This window comes from Glutamicibacter mishrai (assembly GCF_012221945.1).
Lineage (GTDB): Bacteria > Actinomycetota > Actinomycetes > Actinomycetales > Micrococcaceae > Glutamicibacter > Glutamicibacter mishrai.
In genome coordinates this window covers 2,503,069-2,528,574 of the sequence record NZ_CP032549.1, presented here as the reverse complement: position 1 = coordinate 2,528,574, position 25,506 = coordinate 2,503,069, and the positions used below count along the sequence as shown (strand labels likewise).

The following is a 25,506-nucleotide window of genomic DNA, read 5'->3' as shown; positions in this document are numbered from 1 at the left end:
CCCGGACCAATCCTGTGAGTTTGGTCCGGGCTTTTTGCACGCCTTTAGTTCTTTCGCCACTCGTGGCACGATGAGTACTGCCAGCCCTTGTCCTGTGAGCTAAGGAGTACTAATGGTCAGTAATCAACCAGATTCAACTACTCAAGCGGGAATTCCTGCGGCAAGCGACCGCAACTCGCTCACCGTGGGTGCCAACGGTCCCATCGTTTTACACGATCACCACCTGATTGAGACCCTGCAGCATTTCAACCGTATGAACGTTCCCGAACGTCGGCCCCATGCCAAGGGCGCCGGAGCCTTCGGCGAGTTCGAAACCACCGAGGACGTCTCGGCATACACCAAGGCCGCCCTGTTCCAGCCCGGGGTGAAAACCGAAACGCTGCTGCGCTTCTCCACCGTCGCCGGCGAGCTCGGCTCCCCCGACACCTGGCGCGATGTGCGCGGCTTCGCGCTGAAGTTCTACACCACCGAAGGCAATTTCGACCTGGTCGGCAACAACACCCCGGTGTTCTTCGTGCGCGACCCGATGAAGTTCCCGCACTTCATCCGCTCGCAGAAGCGGCTGCCCGATTCCGGGCTGCGCGACGGCACCATGCAGTGGGACTTCTGGACGCAGAACCCCGAATCCGCCCACCAGGTCACCTACATCATGGGCCAGCGCGGCCTGCCCAAGACCTGGCGGGAGATGAATGGCTACGGCTCGCACACCTACATGTGGGTCAACGCGGCCGGCGAGAAATTCTGGGTGAAGTACCACTTCTTGAACAAGCAGTCCGAGAAGTTCGAGACCATGCGCGGCGCGCAGGCCGAGGAGCTGGCCGGGGCCGACGCCGACTTCCACCGCCGCGATTTGTTCGAGGCGATCAAGGCCGGCAACTTCCCGCAGTGGGACCTGTACGTGCAGGTCATGCCCTACGAGGAAGCGAAGACCTACCGCTTCAACCCCTTCGACCTGACCAAGGTCTGGTCCAAGAAGGACTATCCGCGCATCAAGGTCGGCACCCTGACGCTGAATAGGAACCCGGAGAACTTCTTCGCGCAGATCGAGCAGGCGGCATTCTCGCCGGGGAACATGGTTCCGGGCATGGGGATGAGCCCGGACAAGATGCTGCTGGGCCGCAATTTCGCCTATGCGGACGCCCAGCGCTACCGCATCGGCACCAACTTCCAGCAGCTGCCGGTGAACAAGCCCAAGTGCCCGGTGCACTCGTACAACTTCGAGGGCAACATGACCTACGAGCACACCGGCGATCGCAGCGTCTACGCGCCGAACTCCTTCGGTGACTCGTGGAGCGATGAAACCGGGCCGGCGGAGAATTCCTTCGAGTCCGACGGCGAGCTGGTCCGCGAGGCCTACACGCTGCGCAAGGACGACGGGGACTTCGTCCAGCCCGGCATCCTGGTCCGCGAGGTGATGGACGATGCCCAGCGCGCAGAGCTGGTCGAAACCGTCACCGGGGCGCTGGACGGGGTCATCGAACCGGTGCTGTCCAACGCGATCCAGTACTGGAAGAACATCGATGCGGACACCGGAGCGAAGATCGAAGCGAACGTGCGCGCCAAATAGCGCGCACGAAAAACGCCAGCCGCATGGCTGGCGTTTTTTCATGCACGGGATCCGCTAGGAACCGAGTTCGATGTCCTCGCTGAAGTTCCACTCCCCGCCACGGGTATCGAACAGCTGGATGCGATCGGCGGTGAAGGACAGCCGCGTCCCGGCCAGTGCTGCCTGCGCGGCGTCCAATTGCTCCGCCGGCACGTTCTGCGCGATGGTCAGGTGCGGATGGTAGGCGAAGGCCGATTCGTGCCTCAGCGCGTCGCCCAGCAGCGCCCGGTGCAGCGCCCAGCACTCGTCCGCGCCGGCATCCAGCGGAAGGAACACGACGTCGCTGGCCGGCCGGAAGGTCTGCGCCGCACCCAGCTCGATGTCGAAGGGCTTTACCGCGGCGGCCACCCGGCGCACCTGCGCGGCCGCCTTCTCCCAGGAATTCAGGTAGGACCCGGATACCAGGGTGATATGCGGGGCGATTGGCGCGGTGGCCTCTCCCCCGTATTCCTCGCGCCACGCGCGCAGCGTCTCCCGGTGCGGCTGCGGCACCGGGATCACTACGCCCAGGGTGTACTCGAAGACCATTGTTTCAGCTAGATTCCCAGCGGCGGCAGGAAGCCGACCTTCTGGTAGACATCGGAGACGGTCTTGGAAGCGACTTCGCGGGCCTTGGCGGCACCGGCCAGCAGCAACCGGTCCAGCTCCGCCGGGTCATCCAGCAGCTCCAGGGTGCGGGTGCGGATCGGGGCCAGGCGCTCCACGACGGCGTCGGCGACGGCCACCTTCAGGTGGCCGTACATCTTGCCCTCGAACTCTTGGACCAGCTGGGGCACATGCTTGCCGGTGACCGCGGCCAGGATGTCCAGCAGGTTCGAGACCCCTGGCTTCTCGGCCTTGTCGTAGGCCACCACGGAGCCGGCGTCGGTCACCGCGGACTTGATGCGCTTGGCGATCAGCTTCGGCTCGTCGAGCACGTTGATCAGGCCTGCCGGGGACTCGGCGGACTTGGACATCTTCGAGGTCGGGTTCTGCAGGTCGTAGATGCGTGCGCCCTCCTTCGGGATGAACGCCTCGGGCACGGTGAAGGTCTCGCCGAAACGGTGGTTGAAGCGCTTGGCCAGATCGCGGGCCAGCTCCACGTGCTGGCGCTGGTCATCGCCCACCGGCACGCCCTGCGGCTGGTAGAGCAGGATGTCGGCGGCCATCAGGATCGGGTAGGTGAACAGCCCGACGCTGGCGGCATCCGCGCCGCCCTTGGAGGACTTGTCCTTGAACTGGGTCATGCGGCTGGCTTCGCCGAAGCCGGTGATGCAGTTCAGCACCCAGGCCAGCTGGGCATGCTCGGGCACCTGCGACTGGACGAACAGGGTGGACTTGTCCAGGTCGATGCCGCCGGCAATGAACTGCGCGGCGGTCTTGCGGGTGCGGGCGCGCAACTCGGCCGGATCCTGGGTCACGGTGATCGCGTGCATGTCCGGGATGAAGAAGAAGGCGTCGTGGTCGTCTTGGGTCTTGACCCAGTTGACCAGTGCGCCCAGGTAGTTGCCCAGGTGCAGGGAGTCGCCCGAAGGCTGCATGCCCGAGAGAACGCGGGGCTTAGTCATGAAAATTCCTTAGAACTGGTAGTCGACGACCAGCGGTGCATGGTCGGAGAAGCGCAAATCGTAGGCCGAGGCGCGGTCCACGTGGGACTTGATGGCCTTGCCGGCCAGCGCCGGGGTGGCCATGTGGTAGTCGATGCGCCAACCGGCGTCGTTGTCGAAGGCCTGGCCGCGGAAGGACCACCAGGTGTACGGTCCCTGCACGTCGCCGGCCAGTTCGCGCGCCACATCCTTGTAGCCGATTTCCGGGCCGAAGAAGCCATCGAAGTAGGCGATTTCCTCGTCCATCACGCCGGCGCGCTTATTGTGGTTCGGCTTCCAGTTCTTGATGTCCTTCTGCGTGTGCACGACGTTCAGATCGCCCACCACCAAAACGTGGTCCTTCTCGTTCTTCAGCTCCACCAGGCGCACGTTCATGCGCTGCAGGAAGCGGTACTTGTCCTCCTGCTTCTGCGTGCCCAGCTCGCCGGAGTGGACGTAGGCGGAGACCACGGTGAAGATCTCGCCGTTGACCTCGAAGTCGGCCTCCACCCAGCGGCCGGATTCGGCGAAGTAGTCCTCGCCGATGTGCTCGCGCACGGCGACCGGCTCGGTGCGCGAGAGCACTGCGACCCCGGCGCGGCCCTTGTCCTTGGCTTCGGCGTGCAGAATATGCCAACCCTCGCCGATCAGCTCGCGCAGGATCTTGTCCGGTGCGCGCACTTCCTGCAGGCACAGGATGTCCACGTCGCGGGCGGCAATCCAGTCGGCCATATTGCGCTTGTAGGCGGCGCGAATGCCGTTGACGTTGACCGACGCGACGCGCAGCGCGCCGGCGTCTTTGCTGAGAATTTCCACACTGGTAGGTATCACCATTCCACCTTACAAAACTATGTGCCCTATTACGCGCTGATCTGGCCTGCGCCGGAATACGCGCAACGAAAAAGGGCAACGCTTGCGCGTTGCCCGGATCGGTTAGTCGATGATTTCGCCGTCCATCGGCTTGGCCGGCTTGATCATGTCCCGGGCATTCGCCGCGGTCATCTGGATCGTCTCCAGCGCCCGGTCGATCATGCCCTCGTAGTCCTCGCCCTTCGCCTCGCGCTGCTCGGCGATCACCCGGGCTTGGACCTGGACGATCTTGAACGAGTGGTCCAGCTTCATGTCGCGCTGGCTGCTGGATTCGTCGATGATCACCGAGCCGGACTGGGCGCGCGGGGTGGCCGCCGCGGTCGCTTCGCGCAGCGAGCTGTTGAGCTTGTCCGCGCCGCGCTTGAGGCCGAACATCATGAATGCGGCCAGCAGCAGCCAACCGGCGGAGATGACCACGACAAACCAGCCGACGATCTCATTGGAGTTGGCGGCGAAGACCACTGCCACCAGAAGGACGATGACCATGACGGCCATTGCCAGAGTTGATGCGTTGAGGGTGACTTTCTTGTCCTGCTTCGCGCTGCTGCCTAGAGGTTCCATGCCTCCAATTCTCGCACCATCACCCCGCTTCAAGCCAATTTGAACCCTGCCCTTTCGCCCACAGCGTGGCTAGCCGAACAGGCTGTGCAGGTCCTGCCCGGAAAGGCTCGCGCGAATCAGCAGGTAGCCGGCGATGCCCACCACCCAGCCGAGGGTTTCCTGCGCGTAGACCGCGGCCTTAGCCCCCAGCTTCTGCATCCAGGCTTCGATGCGCGGCCCGGCCAGCGCACGCGCGCCCACCAGCGCCAGGGCGGGCACGATCATCACCAGGCAGTAGCCGATGAGCGCGAGCAGCTGCACGCTGGTGCCCCAGCCGGCGCCCTGCATCACCCCGACGGCCGCCAGGTAGGGAAGCATGGTGGGCAGTTCCAGCAGTCCAGCGACCAGCGCCAGCGCCACCAGCCCGGTGCGCGTATCCAGTGCGGTGCCCAGGCGTCCGCGCAGCCGCTTCGGCACCTGATCGGTGGCCTCCGTTGCTTCTGGGGCGTGGGCTGCGGATCCCCCGCGGCTATGCACCCCGCCGCTATGCGCGGCGGCTTTCTTCCGCGCGCTGGCCGCCTTCTGCGCGTCGGTGCGGTAGGACAGCGCCCAGATGATCATCAGCGCGCCAATCGCCATGCCCGCCAGCCGGAAGAACCGGTGCTCGAAGATGCTCGGGTCGATGAGCAGCAGCCCGCTGCGCAGCAGCACCCCGATGACCCAGTAGAAGCCAGCGATGACCATGAGGTAGGCCAGCACCTTGCCGATGGCCTCGCGGCGTCCGCGCAGCAGCAGCCACAGCGGGATGACCAGGGTGCCGATGCTGGTCGAGTCGATTAGCGCCAGGATGACCAGGGAAAGTTCGGGATTGCTCGTGATGATATCCATGGTTTCCACTCTTCCGTGCCTTGCCGCAATGCGGTATCGGCCAGTGGTCTGCACTTTCTCCTCCTTAAGGGGGATACCCGGCGGGCAGGGCGTCGGGGATGCTGGAAGCATGAACTTCATTCGGCGGATGGGCAGCGGCGACAAGGAGCCCGAGGTCGTCGGCACCTATCTGGTGCTGACCGTGATCCTGCACCTGTCCGGGTTGTCCAATCCCCCGTGGGTCGCGATCGGCGGCTACGAGTGGATTGTGCTGCTGCTGCTCGGCCTGGCCGCCGTGCTGGTGCGCCGCCGGTTCCTGCTCGCCAGCACGCTGATCATGCTGCTGTGCGGTGCAGGCCTGCTGGCGGTGGGCAGCATCGGCGGGTATTTCCTGCTCTTCGAGTGCGTCTTCGGCCTGTTCCTGCTCGGCTCATCGAGGCTCCGGACGGTGACCTTCGCGCTGCTGTGCCTGGTCGCCATCGTGCTGGGCATCGCCGCCTGGCTGGGCAGCGGTGATCCGCAACAGCTGGTGCTGAGCCTGTTCATGGCCGGCTTCATCCTGTTCACCCCGATGCTCTGGGCGCAGAATGTGCGCAACGCCAAGGACCTGGCCACCGCGGAGGCTCAGCGGGTGCAGGCGGTGCAGTCCGCGGCGGCGGCCCGCGAGGACCAGCTGGTCGCGGAACACGAGTTCTCGCGGGTCCAAGAGCGCACCGCGTTGGCCAGGGAGATGCATGATGTGCTGTCGGCCAGGTTCTCGTCGATCGCCCTGCTGTCCGGCGCGTTGCTGCCCTCGGCGCCGGAAACGGTGCGCGCCCCGCTGCAGAGCATCCGCGACGAGTCGGTGTCCGGGCTGGAGGACATGGCCGGCATGGTGCGGATGCTGCATTCCGGCGGGCCGGCGCTGCAGGCGCGGATCGAGGACCTGCCCGAGCTGGTCGCAGGGTTCGGCAGCCCGGTGCGCTGGGAGTACCGGGTGGCGGATCCGCGGCGCTTCTCGCCGGCGGTGCATACCGCTGCGCACCGCACGGTCGCCGAGCTGCTGGTCAACCATGCCAAGCATGCCCCGGGCACCGATTTGGAACTGAGCGTCATCCAGGACCGGAATCTGTCCATCACCGCGCGCAACCCGCTGGGGCAGGATGCCGCCTCGTCCCCGGGTGCCGGGACCGGGCTGGAGAACATCAAGACCCGTGTCGCCGCGCTGGGCGGGCACGTCGAGGTGCGCAACGGCAAGGATTTCGCGGTGCACGTCGAATTCCCTGAATCACCCGAGACCGCGGAGGAAGAATGAAAGTGCTGATCGTCGATGACCATGCCACCGTCCGCATGGGCATCCGGCTGGTGCTGCAGGCGGCCGATGACCTGGAGGTCGTCGGCGAGGCGGCGGACGGGCGCTCGGCCATTTCCATGGCCCGGGCCCTGTCCCCCGACGTGATCCTGATGGACCTGCGCATGCCGGTGCTCGATGGCATCGAGGCCACCAAGGCGCTGCACGAGAAGTACCGGGTCGTGGTGCTCACGACCTTCGATGATGACGAATACCTGTTCGGCGCGTTGCAGGCCGGCGCGCACGGGTTCTTGCTCAAGAGTGCCGAGCCGCAGGCGATCATCCTGGGCGTGCAGGCCGCCGCGCGCGGCGAATCGGTGCTGGATCCGCAGGTGACCGACCGGATCCTGGCCCGCGCGCTGGCGGTGCCCGAGGCCGCTGCGCTGCCGGAGCTGACCGGCCGGGAACAAGAGGTGCTGCAAGGCATTGGCGAGGGGCTGAGCAACCCGCAGCTGGCGCAGCGTCTGGGCATCGGGCAGAGCACCGTGAAGACGCATGTCTCCCAGGTGCTGGCCAAGCTCGGGGTGTCAACCAGGCTGCAGGCGGCGAGGATCGCCTACGGGGCTACCAGCTCACCAGGCAGAACGGGTGGTCCTGCGGATCCAGGTACACCCTGAAGGTCTTGGTGCCTTCGCCGGTGGCGCGGGCGCCCAGGTGCAGCACCTGCTCTTCTGCCAGGTCCAGGTCGGCGACCTTCACGTCGATATGCGCCTGCTGTGGGTGCACATGCCCCGGCCATTGCGGCGCCACATAGGGGCTGACCGCCTGGAAGGCGAGCGCAGGATGATCCGGGGCATCGCCAATGGAGACCCAGTCGGGCTCGTTGTCGATGCGCACCATTCCGAGGAGCTGTTCATAGAATCCGGCCAGTGCATCGGGGTCCTCGCAGTCGATGACCATGGCCTGCCATGTGCCAATCATGTGGCCATTATCCGCGCGGCGCGGCGCCGCGTCTACCAGGATTCAGCCATTGCGCAGGTGCAGTGGTCGATCAGCGCCGGCAGCGGGCCTGCGGCATCGGCCGGCGGGAGTGGCCGTATGCTCCCCGGGAGTATTCCAGCGATATCACCGAGTGCCCTTGCGCAAGATGCCGCAGGGATCAAAAACCGGCAGCCCATATGGGCTGCCGGTTTTCTCGCGTCTACTTCGCGGCGTTGCGCTCCGCGGCTTCGACCACGTTGTTCAGCAGCATTGCGCGGGTCATCGGGCCCACGCCGCCCGGGTTGGGCGAAACCCAGCTGGCGGTCTCGTACAGCGCTGGATCGATATCTCCGGTGACCTTGCCGTCCACGCGGGAGACGCCCACGTCCAGCAGGATCGCTCCGGGCTTGGCGGTCTTGATCATGTGGGCCGAACCGGCGGCGGCGATGACCACATCGGCCTGCTCCAGCAGCTCGTCCAGGTTGGTGGTGCCGGTGTGCGCCAGGGTCACGGTGGCGTTGATGCTGCGGCGGGTCAGCAGCAGGCCGACCGGGCGGCCGATGGTCACGCCGCGGCCGACTACCAGCACGTGCTTGCCGTTCAGGTCGATGTCGTGGCGGGCCAGCAGGTCCACGCAGCCCAGCGGGGTGCATGGCAGCGGCGAGGTCATCGGGCGGTTGACGTTGGCAACCAGGCGGCCGAGGTTCATCGGGTGCAGGCCGTCGGCGTCCTTGGCCGGGTCCATGGCTTCCAGGATCACGTCCTGGTCGATGTGCTTGGGCAGCGGCAGCTGGACAATGTAGCCGGTGCAGTCAGGGTTCTCGTTCAGCTCCTTGACCTTGGCCAGCAGCTCGTCCTGGGTGGTTTCCTCGGGCAGGTCCACGCGGATGGATTCGATGCCCACCTCGGCGCAGTCCTTGTGCTTGCCGCCGACGTACCAGGCGGAGCCCGGGTCATTGCCGACCAGGATGGTGCCCAGTCCAGTGGTGTGCCCGGCAGCCTTGAGCTTGGCAACGCGTTCGGCCAGTTCCTGCTTGATGGTGGCCGCGGTGGCCTTGCCGTCGAGAATGCGTGCGCTCACGCTGTTCCTTCCGTAGGTGCCCTGTTCCCAAGGCGGGTGGTGTGCAAACCCAGGCGCGCGGCTCGCACGATTAGCTCCCTGGTGGTTACCCACCTAACGCCAGTCACGCGTTCCAGTGTAGCGAAAATTGGTGCGGGAATGAGAGTGTGGTGTCCCCGGTTACCTTGTATGTGTACTCGACAATTGTGATCGGCGCGGGGCAGGCTGGCCTGTCCGCTGCCTACCATCTGGCCAAGCGCGGCGTGGACTTCCTGGTGCTCGACGCGAACCCCGAGCCCGGAGGCGCGTGGCAGAACCGCTGGGACTCGCTGACCTTGGGCGCCACCCACCATATCCACCCGTTGCCGGATTTTCCGCTGCGCGATCAGGATTCCTCCCGTCCCGCATCTGCCGTGGTTAAGGAGTACTACGGCGAGTACGAACGGCGGTACGACCTGCCGGTGCGGCACTCGGCCACGGTCACCTCGGTGCAGCGGGTGGATGGCCACTTCGAAGTGCACGCCGATCAGCTCTACACCGCGCGCACCGTTATCAACGCCACCGGCACCTGGACCAACCCGTTCTGGCCGGTGTACCCCGGGCATTTTGACGGCCTGCAGGTGCATACCAACGGGTTCATCTCCCCCGCACAGTTTGACGGGAAGCGGGTGCTGGTGGTCGGGGCCGGGGCCAGTGCCACGCAATTCATCGTGCAATTGCGCGAGGCCGGCATCGACACCCTGTGGTCCACCCGGCGAGCGCCGGATTGGCGGGAGTTCACCGGTGCGGAGTGGGGCCTGGAGGTGGAGCGGGCGGTCAACGAGCGCACCCGCGCCGGGTTGCCGCCCAAGTCGGTAGTGGGCACCACGGGGCTATTGCTGAATGAGAAGATGCGGGCGGGGATCGCTTCCGGGGCGCTGGTTTCGCGTGGGAAGATCGCCCGGCTGGAATCTGATGCCGTGGTTTTCACCGATGGTTCGCGGGAGCACATCGACGCGATCCTCTGGGCTACCGGATTCCGTCATGCTCACCGTCATTTACGTGAGCTGAAACTGCATACCGCAGCCGGTGGCATCGTGATGGCCGAAGACGGGGTGAGCACCACGATGCCCGGGATCTTTTTTGTTGGCTACGGAGCGTCGGCTTCCACGCTGGGGGCCACTAGGGCTGGGCGTAAAGCTGCGTTGGCCGCCACAAAATACCTCGTAAACGCAACGTAGCTCACTGAATTGGCAGAAAATTGCTGGCGGGCGCTACCTTAGAATCCATGAACCAGTACATCGTCACCCTGTCTTGCATCGACCGCCCGGGCATTGTCCACGCCATTTCGGGAGGTCTTTTGGGTGCCGGTTGCAATATCACCGAGTCCCAGCAGTTCCTCTCCCCCGAGACCGGAACGTTCTTCATGCGCATTGAAGTGGAGACCGAGCAGTCGCTGGAACAGGCACGCGCATCGCTGGCCCCGATCCGCGACCAGTTCGCGATGACGCTGAAGGTAGCCGACGCGGAAGATCGGGTGCGCACCATGATCATGTGTTCCAAAGCCGGGCATGCGCTCAACGACCTGCTCTTCGCCCAGCGCGCGGGCACGTTGGCGATCGAGGTGCCGGTGATCGTCTCCAACCACCTGGATCTCAAGCCGATGGCTGATTTCTACGGCGTGGACTTCGTGCATCTGCCTGTGACCAAGGAGAACAAGTCGCAGGCCGAGGCGGAGTTGCTGAAGCTCGCCGAAGACTACGACATCGAACTGGTGGTGCTCGCCCGCTACATGCAGATCCTCTCGGATTCGCTGTGCGAGCGGATGGAGGGGCGCGTCATCAACATCCACCACTCCTTCCTGCCGTCTTTCAAGGGTGCCAAGCCCTACCACCAGGCCTACGCCCGCGGCGTGAAGCTGATCGGCGCCACCGCGCACTACGTCACCGCCGACCTGGACGAGGGCCCGATCATCGACCAGGAAGTCACCCACGTCTCGCACACCCGCACCGCCGAGCAGCTGGTGGAGCTGGGGCGCAGCGTGGAGGGCCGCACGCTGACCCGCGCCGTGCAGTGGCATGCCGAGCACCGGGTGATGCTCGATGGCCAGCGCACCATCGTCTTCTCGTAACTCGCACCGTGCCCCCGCGGCAATTAGAGTGGGTGGCATGAGCCACATTATTACTATTGACGGGTCGACCCCACTTCTCGGCGAGGACGTTTTTGTCGCACCCACTGCAGTGCTGAGCGGGGACGTGGTGTTGGCCGATCGGGCCAGCGCGTTCTACGGGGTTTCCGTGCGCGGGGATTCCGCCCCGATTCGCGTGGGCGAAGGCACCAACTTGCAGGACAACGTCGTGCTTCACGCGGACGCCGGCTTCCCTTGCACGCTGGGCGCGGGCGTATCCGTCGGCCACTCGGCAGTGGTGCACGGCGCCACCGTAGGCGACGGCTGCTTGGTGGGAATGAGCGCGACCATTATGAATGGCGCGGTGATCGGTGAGCAGTCACTCGTGGCCGCCGGTGCGCTGGTGCTCGAAGGCACGCAGGTTCCACCGCGCTCACTGGTTGCCGGCGTCCCGGCCAAAGTCCGCCGCGAACTGAGCGATGAGGAAGTGGCCGGGTTGAAGACCAACGCCGATCACTACCTGGAACTGTCCGCCAAGCACCTTGCGGCGAACGCTTAAACTTCAAGGTCTTGGAAGAGACGGTTTCCGGACCAATTATTCATAAACGCATTGGCTCCCCGAAACCAGAATTTTCTGAAATACATGCACATGTCCACTACAAGGACTAGATTATGGCCGAGATCGACTATTCCTCGATTGATGTGCCCAAAGAAGGGATTAACCAAATTTTCGCAACCCAATCGGTCTTCTGCCGACAATCGAATACCCGAACGCGTTCGCCAACTACGGGTGAGAACTCATTATTTGGCCCACTCTAGATTCAACGATCCTATTGAGCCTACCAACCAACGTCGACTGCACACACCGACTCGATCATTCAGATACTGTGTTCCTGAAATTGCAAGCGGCTCGCCGATTACTAGTAGTTGCGTAGGAGATAACGGAAAACTGACGGTAGCAACCGGCCCACCTTTTTCCCGATGCCACAAGAGAACAGCACCGTCTCCCGTAATGAGTCCACGGGTTTCCGTAATCACCCATGGCCAATCTTCAAGCTGCAATTCAGGAAGCCTTAGTGTCTCTTTCTCATACTGGGACAGAAGAAATCGATCACCAAGTTTAAGCAACAGCGTTTCAGGATCCTTATCAGCCCTGAGTACTAGGGCAGGTGTCAAGACTTCGACTTGATTAGCGAAACGGCCACGGCTCAAGTGCATATCAAGAAAATCAACCGTTTTCCGCTTTTCCTCTTTATCTAGTGCATGTCCAGCACGAAGTTTAACCAAGTTTGGTATTCCAGCGCTTTCAACTTTCTGAAATTCTCCTTCTAAATCATTCCTGAGGATGCCCGACTCGTAGGCATAATTGACAACAGTTGCATTTCCGATCGCAGTAGTGAACCCTTTACGCTTATCGATATCGATGACTTCAACTCGATTTTGCCCATCACTCCACGGCTTCAGATATCCTCTTGAAACCATATGCGCACGCTTGACCTTACTCATTTATCCCACCCTGCATATTTTCTGAGGACATGTCCACACCCTCAGTTCCTCTCAAAGCGCAAATGAAACGGTGTTACAAACTATCGCATCCCACCGATAACAATCTTAAGTGTTCTACTAGAAAAACAATAAGTCACCAGCTAGAGTGCTCAACTTTGGAAGGAGTCGGAAAAGATTCTAAAATGGTCCATGCTGACGCCTCAGCAACAGTGTCTTAGTCGCTTGATTCGCTGTATTTGGGTTCAACGGTAACATTACGAGATTGTCGAAACTTGAATGCTGTGGCTTGCGCCTATACATCGCACAAGGTTGTGCCTACAAGTTAGAATCAGAATGACACTTAATCCAGAAATGAATAATATAGGTAGAAGTTCTATCGGTCCTGATCTTGAGCTAGGATAAATTTCATGACGGAGGAATATATGCTACTTGATGAAGATGTTGTCGAAGCATTTCCAGAGTACAAGATTGTGACACCAGCTATTGGTAGAGGCAGCTTCAAAGCAGCCTTCCTCGCTAATGACGGGTCTAGCAATTTCGTTCTCAAGGTACTATATGGCGAAGCCACAGATCCAGGCGATGAAGTCATTTTAGACGAAAGATTTATTCGAGAAATACAAATCATGTCCTCGCTCAATTCACCTCGGATTGTGCGAATGCATACCCCTGTCGATAAAAGAAAAATAGGAAGTTCTGAATTAGTATGGTACGGCGAGCCACACTATGAAGGTGGATCCTTAGACGGTATTCTTCAGAATCGCGAGCTTTCAAACAACGAGATATTCTCCCTCGCCACGCATCTGCTGGAAGGGTTAGTTGCACTCGAATCAGCCTCGATCGTGCACAGAGACATTAAACCTGCGAATATATGCCAAACAGCTAATGGCGATTTTGTGATTCTCGATCTAGGAATTGCCCAAGCCTTGACGATGGATCCACTTACCGCAACAGGGGTCATCTCACCTATGACCAACATGTATGCTGCGCCGGAGCAGTTTTACCCAAGAGGATCAAGCTCGGTAGATACACGAACTGATTTATTCGCGGCAGGAATAGTGCTATTTGAGGCTGTTTCGGGTAAGCACCCCTTTTATGATTCCCCACAGATGACCTTTGACAACTACTTCAACCGCCTTATTAACCATGAACCTGGTCAGTTGAAGGAGTTTGGCTGTGAACGTGTTCTTCAGGATGTAATCGATCGATGCTTGGCTGAGCGCCAAAACAGAAGATTTAGGACCGCCAAGCAAGCCCTTAAATATCTCAATGATTCGGAGAAGTCATAGTGAGCTTTATACTTCAGCACGGTTACGGAAAATCAGACAAACTCGACTACGTTTCTGAGCATACGACCGTCTCATCCGTGATACTTAGCCCGACAGATGAAACGCCTGAGGGATTAGCACAAACGGCAACGCATTTAAAGAGTCTTGGTGTCCAACCACTCCTAGATCCTCAGACTTATCTGTATACAGATGGCGTTGGACTCGCGGGTCGTTGCCACAGCTCAAACGGGCTCAGTTTCTCCCCCATCCGATGGTCTCAGTCTCCAGGAGACGTTCAGAAAGTACTAACCGCAGTTGAGCAAGCGAACAATTCCTTAGGTACTAACTCATTAATCGCCCCATCAATACTGCAATCTTCTTTTGAAGACATTTGGACACCGCTTGGGATTCAGTATGCTAGGGCAGCTGCTGAAACTTGGAGCGAAAAAGAAGTATATGCTTCCATCGTTTTCGAAGAAATTGCATTCGCTGGCTGGGAACAAATTAATGACTGGCTAGATGAAATTACTACGATCGATGTTCATGGTTTCTACCTTTTAGCAAATCATCGTGGCACACTTTCGTACCCAGCATCCGGCTGGGCGCCTAATCATTTAGCTAATGCCATGAGGATGATCTACACCTTGACAGAGATCAACGGCTACGAGCTCATATGGGGGTATTCAGATATAGAAGGCCTTCTTGGCCTTGCTGTTGGTGCTACTGGCGTGGCCACAGGTTGGCACAATTCACTTAGAAGATTCAGCATAGACAAATGGCGACCAAAATCGGGTGGTGCGCAACCAATACCCCGCCGCTTCGTCAGTACCCTACTCAGCCCCCTCCGCCTAGATGGTGAATTAAGTGTCATTTCGAGCGTCGGCGCAAGTCACTTAATTCCAAAGTCTAGAGCTGATGCACTCTTCCAAGAATATATGAGTGATGCAGAATATTGGAAACGTGGAATTTCACAAAAACACCATATGGTTAGCATGGGTGATCTTGTTTCAATTCTGACTAATCTCAGTATTCCAGATAGACTTGATACAGTCGAGTCGTGGATACAGCAAAGTCTCCAATTGTTTGAAGACTTGGGCCGACAAAACCTGATTTTCGAGGGATCTTACACCATAAAATTACAGATTTTATCGGAAGCAATCAGTGCGTTCAGAAATTCCGAAGGAATTTAATTTTTAAATTGTCGCGCGGCTAATTCAAGGAGCCAAAGTTGATTTTCGGGACGCAGGAATTGCTTGTGCGCTGGTTCAATCCATGTAGGCTCAGCTCCACTAAAACTAATTAACCCAAGGTCGTAGGTTTTTAAATACGGGTTAAGGCGTTCTGACAAACGCGCATTTGGCATCATAATTGCTGAGCGATGGGCTAGGTGCTTGAATCTGCTGGCTTGTCGCACCGCTTGTTTCCAGTCTTTAATTTTCGCTTCAACTGCAAGTGAATTATTCACGGAATTTGAGAACTGACGGAATGAATTCCGCGTCCATCCGTCGAACGGATTTTTCTTCTTCATCTGATTAGAATCTAACAATTTTGATGTTATCTCTCTCGCATGATTCAAAGAATAAATCTTCAGCCCAGAATGAATGTAAGAATGTAGAGAACTAATGGAAACGACCACCAAAAGAACATCTGGTCGACCTCGTCCGATAGCGGCTTCAGGTATAACTACTACGCTACGCCCGGGCCCAGGTGGAAGTAACAGCTTCGCGTTCTTACGCAACGATGAGGTCAATGCAACTTCGTAGATAGGCTGACCCACGGTTCGATTGTTGAATGGGTTGCCGTCGTTCTCTGCATCGCGCAGATTCATACCTAAATTCTATTCCTCGTTAACAACAAGATGGGCGTGAGATTATTGCGAAAATCACAAGTCTCCTGGACAACAAGACGCTGAGTTGAAACTTAGTTCATCCCCTGCCCGACATTGAATCAGTTGAGAATCCTAGACATTTTTCGATAATCGACAGGATACGTTCAGTTCTCCACCACATGTACTTCTAAACATCATATCTCGCGCTGGTTCATAGTGGACTGTACCCTTCGGCAGAGGCAACCATCGTCTAATATTCGTCGTCCAAACCTGTCGGCATTTTCGTCTGGTTTTTCGCGGATGATTTAGCTTTACCCCGGCCCAAAGGCGCGCCTCCTGAGCGCTTCAACTTCATGTCAACAAAAAACGATATCGTGTCCGGCAATTGCGGTTCGGGCTACGGCGATCACACGGCTTAGTCCTCCCTAATTTCTTCCGTTGTGACACTCGTCAGCTTGAGGGCGGCGGCTGCGACCAGGCGCGGATCCACGGACGGATCGGCAAATTGCTCGGCCAGCTCAGGCAGCCAGGGATCCAGCGGAAGCCCCGCGTCATCGATCCCACCGATCAGGCAGTCGGCCTGGATCAGCCGGTTTCCGGCGGTGCTACTCGGGATATCCAGCCAGTCCTGCATCAGGCCGCGGGCGCTCTTGAAATGGGTGCGCCCGGTGGTGGTGCGGCCGGCAGCGGCTTCGATCTGCTCGATCGTGGGGTTGGTGCCGGCATCGGTGATGGCTTGGAAGGATTCCCGGTCCAGCTTGTGCGCGCCGGTGCGGCGCACCGCGTGGGCAGCCTCGATCTGGGCGCGGGCCTGCTGTTGGCCGATGTGCTCGGTGAGCCAAGCGAAGTAGGCGGCGTGGCCGGCGAGAAGATCGCCGGAAAGCACAGCAGTGGCTGAGGCGATCAGTTGTCCCGCCTCAGCCAGATTCTTCAGTGCCTGCGCTGTGTCCATAGGAACGAGCATGCCCCGCGCAAGATACGACGCGGGGCATGCAGTGACGAGGTGTGGATAAGCCTAGCGGTCGGCTTCCACCGGGAACCACAGCTCGCAGGTGGCGGTGCTGAAATCAGCGGCCCGATCGAGCACGGCAACAATGGACGGGCCGGGACGCAATCGCCACGGGTTGGACGGGAACCACGAGGTGGCGGTGGAGGCCCAGAGCTCCTGCAAGGCCGCCGGGTAGGGCCCGGTCACGCTGAAAACCACCCAGTGGCCGGCGGGAACTTGGATGGAATCCAGGTCTTCGGGCACCGGGCCTGCGGGCACCGCGACCCCGTGCAGGTAGGTCAGCTCGCTGCCTTCCTGGTAGTCCGCATCAACCTGGTCGCTGACCTGCAGCAAGCCTGCCGGATCGGCGGCTGAGAGTTCCTTGAGCCGGGCATGTTCGGCCACCGGGATGGAGGCGATGTGCTCTTGGATGTGCGGGTTGGCACCGTGATGGATCAGCGGTACCTGCGCGGCGTATCCGATGAGCTGGAAGTTCTCTCGTTCTGTTATTCGTGCATCCATGGGGCGATTCCCTTCGACGTGCAGGCTGAACCTGATAATTGGTTGGCTTCGAAGGGGGCCGCCATTCTCGCGGATATCACCCACGGACGCGCCGTGGACAGCTCGGAAGGCCCGGCCAAATGCTTCGGCCGAGCCATATCCGTAGCGGATCGCGATGCTCAGCAGGTCCTCGCCTGTGAGCAGGTCCGCGGCGGCCTGGGTCATGCGGCGCCGGCGGATGTACTCGGAGACCGGCATGCCGGCCAGCGAGGAGAACATCCGCCGCACGTGGTATTCGGTGGTGCCTTCGGCGCGCACCAGCTCAGCGAGGTTGATCTGCTCGCGCAGATTCGCCTCGATATGCTCGATGAGCCGATTGAGAATTCCGATCATGTCTCCACCCTTCCCCATCTACTATTCTCCAGGGTTGGGGCACGCCGCCCGATCATCGCGGTTCGATGCGATCAGGCGTTTTCCAGAGTCTTTTCACGTACCCGGGTGACGACCGGTTTGGACGCAGCGCGGGCCGCGGCCAGCCCGCGTTGCAGATCGGCGATCAGATCTTCGACCTCTTCGATGCCCACCGAGAGGCGGACCAGATTGGCCGGGATCTCCAGCTCGGTGCCGATCAGCGAAGCGTGGGTCATTTCGCGCGGATAGCAGACCAGGGATTCCACCCCGCCCAGGGACACCGAAAGCTGGAAGTACTCCATGGATTCGGCGAAGGCGCGGGCGGACGCCTCGTCCTTCAGGGCCACCGAGACGATGCCGCCAAAACCGTGCTGCTGGCGGGCAGCCAGCTCGTGGCCCGGGTGGTTCTCAAGCCCCGGGTAGTAGACCCGGGTGACCTCGGGCTGCGCATCGAGCCAGCGGGCCAGCGTGGAAGCGGTGGCGCAGTGGCGTTCCATGCGCAGGCCTAGGGTTTTCAGTCCGCGGGCGGCCAGGTAGGAATCCTGCGGTCCGGCCACCGCTCCCCCGGCGAACTGCTGGTAGCCCACCGCTTCGGCCAGGGATTGCCCGCGGAAGAGGTGATCGGCCACGATGACCGCACCTCCCAGCACATCGGAGTGCCCGCCGATGTACTTGGTGGTGGAGTGGACCACCGCGTGGGCTCCAAAATCCAGCGGGCGCTGCAGATAAGGAGTGGCGAAGGTATTATCCACGACCAGCAGGGCACCCTGCTCGCGGGCGATGGCAGCCCAGCCGGCCAGATCGGCGATGCCCAGCAGCGGGTTGGAGGGGGTTTCCACCCAGAGCAGTGCGGTGTTCGGCTGCACGGCGGCGCGCACCGAGTCCAGGTTGGTGATATCCACCGCCGAGGAGGTGATCCCCCACTTGCTGTGCAGCTTGGAGATCAACCGATTGGTGCCGCCGTAGCCGTCGGCACCGAGGATGATGTGGTCGCCCGGTTCGAGCACCGCACGCAGCAGGGCGTCTTCGGCCGCGATGCCCGAGGCGAAAGCGAATCCGGCGGCCCCGCCTTCCAGGGCGGTGAGCTGATCCTGGAAACCGTCGCGGGTCGGGTTGGAGCCGCGGGAGTATTCGTGCCCGGAACGCAGCACGTTGATGCCGTCTTGGATGAAGGTGCTGGTCTGGTAGATCGGCGGGACGACCGCGCCGGTGTGCGGGTCCTTGTGCTGGCCGGCGTGGACGGCCTGGGTGTTGAAGCCAGTCATCATGCTCCTTGGGTTTGCGGGGCCAGGGCCTGGTCCAATGCCAGATCCAGGGCCTGGGTGAGGTCTGCGAGCAGGTCGGCTGGGTCTTCCAGGCCGACCGAGAGGCGCAGGGTTGAGGTGTTCAGGCCGGCGTCGGCCAGCTGGGAGGCAGAGAGCCGGCAGTGGGTCATGGTGGCCGGGTGCGAAATCATGGTGCGGGTGTCCCCCACATTTGCGGCCAGCGAAATCAGCTTGAGCCCGTCGATCACCGGGGAAACCAGCGACGGGTGGGCCAGCTCGATGGCCACCACGCAGCCGGTTCCCTTCGGCGTGAGCTTCTTGGCCAGCTCGTGGCTGGGGTGGGCGGGCAGCGACGGGTGGTGGATGGCCGCGATGCCCGGGTGGGCAGAGAGCTCGTGAATCAGGGTGGTGACGCTGCGCTGCACGTGGGCGGCGCGTACCGGCAGGGTTTCGATGCCTGCCAGGATGCCCTGGGCGCTGGCCGGGGCCAAGGTTGGGCCCAGATCGTGCAGGAATTTGGAGCGGACCAGCATCGCGTAGGCGGCCGGTCCGTGGCGTTCGAGCAGCGAGGTGTTGTTCAGGCGCACTCGCGGGGCGGCGATTTGCGGCCAGCGCGCGGTGTCGGAGAAGTCGAATTCCCCCGAGTCCACGACGATCCCGCCGAGTACCGAGCCGTGTCCGGCCAGGCCCTTGGTGGCCGAGTGCACCACGATGTCGGCGCCATGATCCAGCGGCCGCACGTTCAGCGGGGTGGCCAGGGTGTTGTCCACGACCACCGGGATGTTGTGCTCGTGGGCGATGGCCGTGATAGCGGGAAGGTCGGCCACGGTGCACAGCGGGTTGGAGACGGACTCCAGGAAGAATGCGCGGGTGTCGTCCTCGATGGCCCCGGCCCAGGCGGCCGGATCGGCCTGGTCGACAAAGCTGATGCGGATGCCGAAGTCGGCGAAGGTGTCGGTGAGCAGATCCACGGTGCCGCCGTAGAGCGAGGAGGACGCCACGATGTGCTTGGGTCCCTGGGTCAGCGCCAGCAAGGACAACGCCACCGCGGACTGGCCGGTGGCGGTGGCCACCGCGTGGGCTCCGCCTTCCAGTGCTGCCACACGCTGTTCAAGGATCGAGACGGTGGGATTGCCGGTGCGCGAGTAGGTGAAGCCGGCCTGGCGCAGCGCGAACTTCTCGATCGCTTCGGCATGCGACTGGAATTGGTAGGCGGCGGAATTGTGCAGTGGCGGCAGCATCGGGCGGAAGTCTCCGCTCGGGCGGTATCCTGCGTGGACCGCGTCGGTTCCTTGGCTCATAGCTCCTCCTCGATTCTCTGCGAGGGAGTGCACCGATTAGGCATCGTGCAAAGGCACGAAGCACAGCGCGAAAACGCGTTCGGAACTGCTCCATCGTTCCTGGCATTAGCACCTTTCGGTTTCCCGATGGTTGCTGCGACGTCAACGAGCCAGATCTCTTAGTCGCTCTTGATGGTTTGTTGTTCTTCCATGGTTGGCCATGGGCTGCGAGGGGTGCAAGCGCTATCGGGCGGCGGGCTTCATACAAGGCCGCCAAGCTTCATATGTCGTGCACTTGTCATGATGACGCGGTGGCTGGCGCCACTTTGTGACGCACCAAAATGAGAATACCCCCGAGACTTTCAAGGCTTTTTCGGAAGTTTATGACGAAGGAGCGGCACTCGATGACCGAGAGTTACGCTGTTGGCGGCTCAGCCGAGCACTTCCACCCCGAAGCTGGCCACCACTGCGCGGACTTCCTGCAGGTAGCGCTGAGCCTGGTCGGTGAGCGGGATCGCGGCGTGATCGATCCAGCCGATCTCGATGCGCTCGTCGATGTCCAGCGGGATGGCAACGATGGATGGATCCAGCTCGTCGCTGATGATGCCGGTGGAGATCGTGTACCCGCCCAGGCCGATCATCAGGTTGAAGATGGTCGCACGGTCCGAGACCTGGATTTCCCGCTGGCTGGAGCGTGTGGAGAGCACTTCCTCGGCGAAGTAGAACGAGTTGTTCGCCCCTTGATCGAAGGTCAGCCGGGGCAGGTTTTCGAGGTCTTCGAGGGTGACCTGGTCACGGGTGGCCAGCGGGTTGCTGCGCGATACGAAGATGTGCGGGTCGGCGAGGAACAGCGGGTGGAACACCAGGCGGGATTCGCGCAGCAGCTTGTCGATGACTTTCCGGTTGAAGTCGTTGCGGTAGAGGATCCCGATATCGCTGCGCAGCGTGCGCACGTCCTCGATGATTTCCTCGGTGCGCGTCTCGCGGAGCGAAAACTGGTACTCCTCGGCCCCGCTGGCCTGGACCATCCGGACAAAGGCATCCACCGCAAAGGAGTAGTGCTGGGTTGAGACACCCAGCAGTCGTCTTGCCGCCGGCCGGCCGAGGTAGCGGTGCTCCAGCAGTTCCACTTGCTCCAGGACCTGGCGGGCGTAGCCGAGGAATTCTGCGCCCTCGGCGGTGAGCGTCACTCCCCTGGCCGAGCGCACCAGCAAGGTGCGCCCCACCCGCGATTCGAGCTCCTTCATCGCCGCCGACATGCTGGGCTGCGCGACGTAAATGAGGTCGGCGGCAGCCGAGATCGACCCCTCCGAGGCCACCGCCACAAAATAGCGCAGCTGCTGCAGTGTCAATCCATTCGAAACCTGAACCATAGTTTGAGTCTATATGAATCCATAGTTATATCGAGTTACCTGATATCAAGAATCACCCTGCATGATTGACGCAACGACTTCCCCTCGGCCTGTCCAGGCCTCCCAAATACAGATTGGCCATCATGGCAGACGCATTAAATTTCAGCATTAGCACCACAAGATTCGACGAGAATTACTCCCCTTCTGCGAATTCTCGAACCACGACAAACTTCGCCAATTTGGCGCGCGGAGAGCGCCGCGAAGAGAACCTTCGCAATGCCCTGACGATGATCAACCGCCGTTTCAATTCCCAGGCTCACTGGGACAATCCCCAAGGTGACCGCTATGCACTGGAATTGGAAATCATTTCCGCAAATGTACATGTTTCTGCCAATAATACCGATCAGGAATTTCCCCTTTTAGAAGTGCTTGAAACCACGATCGTGGATAAACTCACGGGTACCCGGTCCCAGGGCATGGTCGGCAATAATTTTTCTTCTTATGTCCGCGATTACGACTTCAGCGTGGTGCTTCCAGCTTCGTGCAATGACAGCGGAGCCCCGGTGCTTCCGGAAGATTTTGGCGATCTCCATGGGCAGCTCTTCCAGCATTTCTTGAACTCACAGGCGTACCGTGAGCGTTTTGCCCAGCTGCCGGTGGTCTGCATCAGCGTCTCGACTTCCAAGACCTACTTCCGCACCGGCAACAGCCATCCAGTGCTCGGTTTGGAATACCAGCAGGATGAAAATTCATTGACCGACGCGTACTTCGGGAAAATGGGCTTGAGCGTGCGTTACTTCATGCCGCCGGGCGCTGTCGCACCGCTGGCGTTCTACTTCCGCGGCGACCTGCTCAATGACTACACGAACCTTCAGTTGATCAGCCTCATCAGCACGATGGAAACGTTCCAGAAGATTTATCGCCCGGAAATCTATAACGCCAATTCGGCCGCTCCTTCTGTGTACCACCCGAGCCTGGGCGCCGAAGACTTCTCCCCCACTCGCGTCTTTTATGACCGCGAAGAACGAACTCAGTTGGGCAAGATCCAAGGCAAGTTCACCGAAGAGCATTTCATCATCCCGAATCGCCAACTGCTAGATCAGTGGTCTTCCTCCTACCCGACTCCAGTCGCCTAAGATTCCGAAAGATAACTCATGACTTCCCCGCTTATCCCCACGTCGATTGTCGGCAGCCTGCCCAAGCCGTCATGGCTTGCCGAGCCTGAAAAGCTCTGGTCCCCTTGGAAGCTTGAAGGCAAGCAATTGCGCGAAGGCCAGCAAGACGCCATGCGCGCAGCGGTCCTCGAGCAGGCCCAGCGCGGCATCGACATCATCTCCGATGGCGAGCAGTCGCGCCAGCACTTTGTCACCACGTTCATTGAGCACCTGAGTGGTGTCGACTTCGAGAAGCGCGAGACCGTGCGCATCCGCAACCGCTATGACGCCAGTGTCCCCACCGTCGTCGGTGCCGTTGAACGTGAAAAGCCGGTATTCGTTCAGGACGCGAAATTCCTGCGCTCCTGTACCGACAAGCAGATCAAATGGACCCTTCCTGGCCCCATGACCATGGTCGACACCTTGTACGATGCGCACTACCGCAGCCGCGAGAAGCTGGCCTGGGAATTCGCGACCATCCTGAACCAGGAAGCCCGCGAGCTGGAAGCCGCCGGGGTGGATGTCATCCAGTTCGACGAGCCTGCCTTCAACGTCTTCTTCGACGAGGTGGCCGACTGGGGCATCGCTGCGCTGGAGCGCGCCTGCGAGGGACTCAAAGCCGAGACCGTAGTCCACATCTGCTTTGGCTACGGTATCAAGGCGAACAACGATTGGAAAGCGACTCTGGGCGCTCAGTGGCGCCACTACGAGAAGTCTTTCCCGCTGTTGCAGGCTTCCTCCATCGACACCGTTTCGCTGGAGTCCCACCATTCGAATGTCCCGCTGGAGGTTGTCGAATTGGTGCGCGGCAAGCGAGTGATGCTCGGAGCTATCGACGTGGCCAATGACGCTGTGGAGACTCCTGAGGAAGTCGCGCAGACTCTGCGCAACGCACTCGAATTTGTCGATGCCGACAAGCTGATTGCCAGCACCAATTGCGGCATGGCCCCGTTCCGCCGCGATGTGGCCCTGGCCAAGCTCAATGCGCTCAGCGCAGGAGCTAGCATCCTGCGCGAGGAGCTTGTTGGTGCCCGCGTCTGAAGTGACAGAATCAGCGACACCATCGTTGCCCGCAGATGATTTCAAAGCGATCTTCCGCGGTCACCCCGGTGGCGTAAGCCTGATAACCGCCGATGCCGGCGACGGACCAGTTGCCCTCACGGCAACGTCCGTGGCTTCGATCAGCGTTGATCCGCCATTGCTCGTTTTCTCGATTTCTGCGCTGTCTTCGGCAGCAGAAGTACTGACCAAGGTAGCAACGCTGGTCGTTCACAGCCTTGATGTGCACGACATCGAGGTGGCTAAATTGGGGGCAACCAGTGGGATCGACCGCTTCGCACAGAAGCAAACGTGGTCAAGGCTGAGCACCGGGGAACCGGTATTCGATGGCGTCCGGGCCTGGGTACGTTGCGCGGTCACCGAACGGGTTCAGGCGGGCACCTCCACGGTTTTTGTCGCGCGCGCCCTTGAGTCGCACATTGAACGAGATAGCGAACCCGGCCAGCCCAGCAACGGATTGGTCTACCATAACCGTGCCTGGCACCGCTTGGATGAAAAGTCGCAAATAAAGAATTGAAGCTGTTCGGCCACCGTCTCAAAGGCGGTGGCCGAACAGCTTCAATTGGCATTTCGCCAGTAATATCTCGCCGAACTAGTGCTTGGCAGATTTCCGACGGCCCAGAGCAACAAATACTACACCGGCCAAGGCCAGCAGTAGCCCCACACCGACAGCCGCGACACCGTCAAAACCGGTGTTTGCCAGTGCCGGTGCAACAGCGTCGGCGCTCTTCTTGGACGATTCCTTCTTGACCGAAGTTGCTGGTTTTACCTGGCCTGCAGGTTCGATGACAGCACTGGCCGAAGGAGATTCACTCTCGGACGGAACCAGTTCTTCTTCAGTTACGGTTCCGTCAGAACCGTTATCCTCGGGAGCTGCCTCGATGCCGAAGAACAGTTCAAGATAGTACGCTCGCAGGTCGGGATCATGGGCAAATACTTCTTCGAGGAACGCCTGGAACTCAGCGGCGTCTTCATCGCTTTCGATGCTTTCGGCGATGAATGGCAGAATCAAGTCAATCAGCTCAAGGCCATTGTCGGATTGGAAATATTCTTCCCACTGCGCTTCATCCCAGTCGTAGCTTTCCTCAGGAAGAAGCTCGGTAATAGCGTCCCAGAAAGCCTGATCCTCGTCAGAAAGTTCGTACTCGTCTTCCCAGTAACTTTCGTCAGCTAGCACTTCATCGATAAGCCGGTTTAGTTCTTGGCCTGCTTCGGTTTCATCGAAAGCTTCCCACTGGGCTTCATCCCAGTCCTCACTACCTTCGGGCATCAGCGCGTCAATTTGAGCCCAGCGAGGATCCTCGTCCTCGACTGCGACGTCGTCCGATGACGTTTCGGTGGCCTTGGCTGACTCACTCACTTCAGCCGTGAGCTCAGGTGTAGCTTCAGGTTCTGCCAAAACAGCTGATTCCGTCACCGTGGGTTCTGATTCTTCAGCCGCCTCGGATACAGCAGTTGGAGCAGCCGAGGACTCGGTTCCCGGGTCAATGGCAGGTTCCGACGTTTCTGCCTCAATAGACTCGCCGGCATCGAGCTTCGTCTCTGGCTCTAATGGAAGGATGCTTGCCTCGGATTCAACGACGTCCGCTACAGGAGACTGAGACGCAACTGGCTCCGCCTGCACGTCCGCTGACGGTGATGATTCCACGGGGGTTGAGATGGCCTCATCCGAAATCACTTCTGCATTTGCTGCCGGGCCGCTAAGCACCAATCCCGTGATCAATGCCGTCGACATTACTGCCGCGCTTAATTTAGTTTTCAATTATCCTGCTTCAAAGAGTGCGAATCGGCGCAAGAACCTCACAACAGAATAAATTAGCAATGATTGCTAAAGCCGCTCTGTCTCGCGCCAACATATTGATGATTAGACTAAATCTAGCCCATTACCCGAAGAATCACCAAGTAATTTTTCACGCAAATCGCGTTCTCTTCGACCCTAGTCAGCCTAGGAATATCCGAGATCACTGTTGTATCCATCTTTTTACCTAGCCACCCACTAGCCAGGCCTCGATCGCCGACTAGTAATCTGCT

General features: G+C 60.3%; 26 protein-coding genes and 1 riboswitch. Of the genes, 11 read left to right on the top strand and 15 right to left on the bottom strand.

What is annotated here, in order from left to right:
* Positions 1–112: 112 nt before the first annotated feature.
* Positions 113–1,567, top strand: coding sequence for a catalase (locus tag D3791_RS11920; RefSeq protein WP_172512335.1), 1,455 nt, complete (start codon positions 113–115; stop codon positions 1,565–1,567).
* Positions 1,568–1,621: 54 nt separating this feature from the next.
* Here the strand turns inward: D3791_RS11920 and D3791_RS11915 are convergent, their stop codons facing one another.
* From D3791_RS11915 to D3791_RS11895, 5 genes are all read right to left on the bottom strand, one after another.
* Complete coding sequence (locus D3791_RS11915; RefSeq protein WP_022874887.1) at positions 1,622–2,134, bottom strand: 2'-5' RNA ligase family protein; 513 nt, start codon at positions 2,132–2,134, stop codon at positions 1,622–1,624.
* An 8-nt stretch (positions 2,135–2,142) separates the two neighbouring features.
* Positions 2,143–3,153 (bottom strand): tryptophan--tRNA ligase, encoded by a 1,011-nt coding sequence (trpS, locus tag D3791_RS11910; RefSeq protein ID WP_172512334.1) that lies wholly within the window; start codon positions 3,151–3,153, stop codon positions 2,143–2,145.
* 9 nt (positions 3,154–3,162) lie between these two features.
* The gene (locus D3791_RS11905) at positions 3,163–4,005 is read right to left on the bottom strand and encodes an exodeoxyribonuclease III (protein WP_038989931.1); all 843 of its coding nucleotides are present in this window, start codon (positions 4,003–4,005) and stop codon (positions 3,163–3,165) included.
* A gap of 99 nt (positions 4,006–4,104) precedes the next feature.
* The gene (locus D3791_RS11900; RefSeq protein WP_172512333.1) at positions 4,105–4,602 is read right to left on the bottom strand and encodes a hypothetical protein; all 498 of its coding nucleotides are present in this window, start codon (positions 4,600–4,602) and stop codon (positions 4,105–4,107) included.
* Between the two features lie 69 nt (positions 4,603–4,671).
* Positions 4,672–5,523, bottom strand: coding sequence for a GAP family protein (locus D3791_RS11895; RefSeq protein WP_172512332.1), 852 nt, complete (start codon positions 5,521–5,523; stop codon positions 4,672–4,674).
* Positions 5,524–5,578: 55 nt separating this feature from the next.
* On the opposite strand from D3791_RS11895, the gene D3791_RS11890 reads away from it, so the two are divergent.
* Both D3791_RS11890 and D3791_RS11885 read left to right on the top strand, forming a co-directional pair.
* Complete coding sequence (locus D3791_RS11890; protein ID WP_172512331.1) at positions 5,579–6,742, top strand: sensor histidine kinase; 1,164 nt, start codon at positions 5,579–5,581, stop codon at positions 6,740–6,742.
* Positions 6,739–7,395 carry a response regulator gene (locus tag D3791_RS11885; RefSeq protein ID WP_172512330.1) on the top strand — a complete coding sequence of 219 codons (657 nt, stop codon included), beginning with the start codon at positions 6,739–6,741 and terminating at the stop codon, positions 7,393–7,395. Before D3791_RS11890 ends, D3791_RS11885 begins: the two co-directional genes overlap by 4 nt.
* Here D3791_RS11885 and D3791_RS11880 read toward each other — a convergent pair.
* A complete protein-coding gene (locus D3791_RS11880; RefSeq protein ID WP_022874880.1) occupies positions 7,343–7,699 on the bottom strand; it encodes a VOC family protein in 357 nt (118 codons plus the stop codon). The two genes, D3791_RS11885 and D3791_RS11880, sit on opposite strands and share 53 nt — an antisense overlap.
* Positions 7,700–7,919: 220 nt before the next feature.
* Positions 7,920–8,780 (bottom strand): bifunctional methylenetetrahydrofolate dehydrogenase/methenyltetrahydrofolate cyclohydrolase, encoded by an 861-nt coding sequence (locus tag D3791_RS11875; protein ID WP_172512329.1) that lies wholly within the window; start codon positions 8,778–8,780, stop codon positions 7,920–7,922.
* 149 nt (positions 8,781–8,929) lie between these two features.
* Here D3791_RS11875 and D3791_RS11870 point away from each other — a divergent pair, with 149 nt between their 5' ends.
* Genes D3791_RS11870 through D3791_RS11860 form a run of 3 tightly spaced genes read left to right on the top strand, consistent with a single transcriptional unit; the run spans position 8,930 to position 11,425 of the window.
* Positions 8,930–9,979 (top strand): FAD-dependent oxidoreductase, encoded by a 1,050-nt coding sequence (locus D3791_RS11870; protein WP_246242053.1) that lies wholly within the window; start codon positions 8,930–8,932, stop codon positions 9,977–9,979.
* A gap of 47 nt (positions 9,980–10,026) precedes the next feature.
* Positions 10,027–10,869 (top strand): formyltetrahydrofolate deformylase, encoded by an 843-nt coding sequence (gene purU / locus D3791_RS11865; protein ID WP_172512328.1) that lies wholly within the window; start codon positions 10,027–10,029, stop codon positions 10,867–10,869.
* Between the two features lie 37 nt (positions 10,870–10,906).
* Complete coding sequence (locus D3791_RS11860; protein WP_172512327.1) at positions 10,907–11,425, top strand: gamma carbonic anhydrase family protein; 519 nt, start codon at positions 10,907–10,909, stop codon at positions 11,423–11,425.
* Positions 11,426–11,667: 242 nt separating this feature from the next.
* Here the strand turns inward: D3791_RS11860 and D3791_RS11855 are convergent, their stop codons facing one another.
* Positions 11,668–12,372, bottom strand: a complete 705-nt coding sequence (locus D3791_RS11855) for a DUF4238 domain-containing protein (RefSeq protein WP_172512326.1) — start codon at positions 12,370–12,372, stop codon at positions 11,668–11,670.
* A gap of 407 nt (positions 12,373–12,779) precedes the next feature.
* On the opposite strand from D3791_RS11855, the gene D3791_RS11850 reads away from it, so the two are divergent.
* Together D3791_RS11850 and D3791_RS11845 are read left to right on the top strand one after the other, a co-directional pair.
* Positions 12,780–13,658 carry a serine/threonine-protein kinase gene (locus tag D3791_RS11850; RefSeq protein WP_172512325.1) on the top strand — a complete coding sequence of 293 codons (879 nt, stop codon included), beginning with the start codon at positions 12,780–12,782 and terminating at the stop codon, positions 13,656–13,658.
* Positions 13,658–14,827 (top strand): hypothetical protein, encoded by a 1,170-nt coding sequence (locus tag D3791_RS11845; protein WP_172512324.1) that lies wholly within the window; start codon positions 13,658–13,660, stop codon positions 14,825–14,827. Before D3791_RS11850 ends, D3791_RS11845 begins: the two co-directional genes overlap by 1 nt.
* Here the strand turns inward: D3791_RS11845 and D3791_RS11840 are convergent.
* The 6 genes from D3791_RS11840 to D3791_RS11815 form a co-directional block, all read right to left on the bottom strand.
* Positions 14,824–15,465 (bottom strand): hypothetical protein, encoded by a 642-nt coding sequence (locus tag D3791_RS11840; protein WP_172512323.1) that lies wholly within the window; start codon positions 15,463–15,465, stop codon positions 14,824–14,826. The two genes, D3791_RS11845 and D3791_RS11840, sit on opposite strands and share 4 nt — an antisense overlap.
* A gap of 415 nt (positions 15,466–15,880) precedes the next feature.
* Positions 15,881–16,417, bottom strand: coding sequence for a hypothetical protein (locus D3791_RS11835; protein WP_172512322.1), 537 nt, complete (start codon positions 16,415–16,417; stop codon positions 15,881–15,883).
* Between the two features lie 63 nt (positions 16,418–16,480).
* Positions 16,481–17,347 carry an AraC family transcriptional regulator gene (locus tag D3791_RS11830; RefSeq protein ID WP_172512321.1) on the bottom strand — a complete coding sequence of 289 codons (867 nt, stop codon included), beginning with the start codon at positions 17,345–17,347 and terminating at the stop codon, positions 16,481–16,483.
* A gap of 71 nt (positions 17,348–17,418) precedes the next feature.
* The gene (locus D3791_RS11825) at positions 17,419–18,630 is read right to left on the bottom strand and encodes a cystathionine gamma-synthase (protein ID WP_172512963.1); all 1,212 of its coding nucleotides are present in this window, start codon (positions 18,628–18,630) and stop codon (positions 17,419–17,421) included.
* A complete protein-coding gene (locus D3791_RS11820; protein WP_172512320.1) occupies positions 18,630–19,931 on the bottom strand; it encodes an O-acetylhomoserine aminocarboxypropyltransferase/cysteine synthase family protein in 1,302 nt (433 codons plus the stop codon). The genes D3791_RS11825 and D3791_RS11820 overlap by 1 nt, the downstream gene beginning before the upstream one ends.
* 87 nt (positions 19,932–20,018) lie before the next feature.
* Positions 20,019–20,109: riboswitch (SAM riboswitch) on the bottom strand.
* Positions 20,110–20,341: 232 nt separating this feature from the next.
* Positions 20,342–21,283 carry a LysR family transcriptional regulator gene (locus tag D3791_RS11815; RefSeq protein ID WP_172512319.1) on the bottom strand — a complete coding sequence of 314 codons (942 nt, stop codon included), beginning with the start codon at positions 21,281–21,283 and terminating at the stop codon, positions 20,342–20,344.
* A 122-nt stretch (positions 21,284–21,405) separates the two neighbouring features.
* Here D3791_RS11815 and D3791_RS11810 point away from each other — a divergent pair, with 122 nt between their 5' ends.
* From D3791_RS11810 to D3791_RS11800, 3 genes are read left to right on the top strand one after another with little or no spacing between them, the layout of a single operon-like run.
* Positions 21,406–22,398: a DUF1852 domain-containing protein gene (locus tag D3791_RS11810; protein ID WP_172512318.1), complete on the top strand. Its 993-nt coding sequence runs from the start codon at positions 21,406–21,408 to the stop codon at positions 22,396–22,398.
* Between the two features lie 18 nt (positions 22,399–22,416).
* Positions 22,417–23,457 carry a methionine synthase gene (locus D3791_RS11805; protein ID WP_172512317.1) on the top strand — a complete coding sequence of 347 codons (1,041 nt, stop codon included), beginning with the start codon at positions 22,417–22,419 and terminating at the stop codon, positions 23,455–23,457.
* On the top strand, positions 23,444–23,992 hold the full coding sequence (locus tag D3791_RS11800) for a flavin reductase family protein (protein ID WP_246242052.1): 549 nt from the start codon (positions 23,444–23,446) through the stop codon (positions 23,990–23,992). The genes D3791_RS11805 and D3791_RS11800 overlap by 14 nt, the downstream gene beginning before the upstream one ends.
* A gap of 75 nt (positions 23,993–24,067) precedes the next feature.
* Here the strand turns inward: D3791_RS11800 and D3791_RS11795 are convergent, their stop codons facing one another.
* Entirely contained in the window at positions 24,068–25,237 is a 1,170-nt protein-coding gene (locus tag D3791_RS11795) for a hypothetical protein (RefSeq protein WP_172512315.1), read from the bottom strand.
* Positions 25,238–25,506 lie beyond the last annotated feature (269 nt).

Bases quoted from the DNA above. Each gene is read 5' to 3' on its own strand.
- D3791_RS11920 (WP_172512335.1), top strand. From the start codon at position 113: ATGGTCAGTAATCAACCAGATTCAACTACTCAAGCGGGAATTCCTGCG.
- D3791_RS11915 (WP_022874887.1), bottom strand. From the start codon at position 2,134: ATGGTCTTCGAGTACACCCTGGGCGTAGTGATCCCGGTGCCGCAGCCG.
- trpS (WP_172512334.1), bottom strand. From the start codon at position 3,153: ATGACTAAGCCCCGCGTTCTCTCGGGCATGCAGCCTTCGGGCGACTCC.
- D3791_RS11905 (WP_038989931.1), bottom strand. From the start codon at position 4,005: ATGGTGATACCTACCAGTGTGGAAATTCTCAGCAAAGACGCCGGCGCG.
- D3791_RS11900 (WP_172512333.1), bottom strand. From the start codon at position 4,602: ATGGAACCTCTAGGCAGCAGCGCGAAGCAGGACAAGAAAGTCACCCTC.
- D3791_RS11890 (WP_172512331.1), top strand. From the start codon at position 5,579: ATGAACTTCATTCGGCGGATGGGCAGCGGCGACAAGGAGCCCGAGGTC.
- D3791_RS11885 (WP_172512330.1), top strand. From the start codon at position 6,739: ATGAAAGTGCTGATCGTCGATGACCATGCCACCGTCCGCATGGGCATC.
- D3791_RS11880 (WP_022874880.1), bottom strand. From the start codon at position 7,699: ATGATTGGCACATGGCAGGCCATGGTCATCGACTGCGAGGACCCCGAT.
- purU (WP_172512328.1), top strand. From the start codon at position 10,027: ATGAACCAGTACATCGTCACCCTGTCTTGCATCGACCGCCCGGGCATT.
- D3791_RS11860 (WP_172512327.1), top strand. From the start codon at position 10,907: ATGAGCCACATTATTACTATTGACGGGTCGACCCCACTTCTCGGCGAG.
- D3791_RS11855 (WP_172512326.1), bottom strand. From the start codon at position 12,372: ATGAGTAAGGTCAAGCGTGCGCATATGGTTTCAAGAGGATATCTGAAG.
- D3791_RS11850 (WP_172512325.1), top strand. From the start codon at position 12,780: ATGACGGAGGAATATATGCTACTTGATGAAGATGTTGTCGAAGCATTT.
- D3791_RS11840 (WP_172512323.1), bottom strand. From the start codon at position 15,465: ATGAATCTGCGCGATGCAGAGAACGACGGCAACCCATTCAACAATCGA.
- D3791_RS11835 (WP_172512322.1), bottom strand. From the start codon at position 16,417: ATGGACACAGCGCAGGCACTGAAGAATCTGGCTGAGGCGGGACAACTG.
- D3791_RS11830 (WP_172512321.1), bottom strand. From the start codon at position 17,347: ATGATCGGAATTCTCAATCGGCTCATCGAGCATATCGAGGCGAATCTG.
- D3791_RS11825 (WP_172512963.1), bottom strand. From the start codon at position 18,630: ATGACTGGCTTCAACACCCAGGCCGTCCACGCCGGCCAGCACAAGGAC.
- D3791_RS11820 (WP_172512320.1), bottom strand. From the start codon at position 19,931: ATGAGCCAAGGAACCGACGCGGTCCACGCAGGATACCGCCCGAGCGGA.
- D3791_RS11815 (WP_172512319.1), bottom strand. From the start codon at position 21,283: ATGGTTCAGGTTTCGAATGGATTGACACTGCAGCAGCTGCGCTATTTT.
- D3791_RS11810 (WP_172512318.1), top strand. From the start codon at position 21,406: ATGGCAGACGCATTAAATTTCAGCATTAGCACCACAAGATTCGACGAG.
- D3791_RS11805 (WP_172512317.1), top strand. From the start codon at position 22,417: ATGACTTCCCCGCTTATCCCCACGTCGATTGTCGGCAGCCTGCCCAAG.